The 468-nt window shown below is 65.6% G+C and carries 1 protein-coding gene; it reads left to right on the top strand.

Annotated features, from left to right (window positions below):
* Nucleotides 1-15: 15 nt before the first annotated feature.
* A partial coding sequence (locus I6F37_RS38995) for a TonB-dependent receptor (protein ID WP_225154223.1) occupies nucleotides 16-468 on the top strand: 453 nt, incomplete at its 3' end.

Here is a 468-nt window from a genome sequence, read left to right as displayed (position 1 = left end):
CTGCAATCGCGCGACATGACCGACGAGATCCTGGCGAACCAGACCAATCTCACCAGCCGGTTCAATACCGGCTCGATCAAGCATGCCGTGACCGCCGGCGTCGAGGTCACCGCTGAAAGCTCGGTGAACTTCGCCCGCACCGGCCCGACGGCGCCAACCGCGGATCTCTACAATCCCAATCCGCTCGATGCGTATCCAGGACCCATCGTCCGCAGCGGCGCCAGCACCGACGGCAGCGCCGACTCCGCAGCGGCCTACGCGTTCGACACGGCCGAAATTGGCAACCACCTCGAGCTGACCGGCGGATTGCGCTGGGATCGATTCGCCGTCGACTACACGGCTGTTGCCGTCGGCGGCGTCGCCACTACGTTCGATCGCGTCGACACGATGACCAGCGGACGCGCCGGCGTCATCGTCAAGCCACGCCCCGAGGGCAGTATCTATGCCGGGTTCGGCACGTCGTTCAAC

Source organism: Bradyrhizobium sp. NBAIM08, assembly GCF_020193935.1.
Classification (GTDB): Bacteria; Pseudomonadota; Alphaproteobacteria; order Rhizobiales; family Xanthobacteraceae; genus Bradyrhizobium; species Bradyrhizobium yuanmingense.
This window is presented reverse-complemented; position numbering and strand designations above follow the sequence as displayed.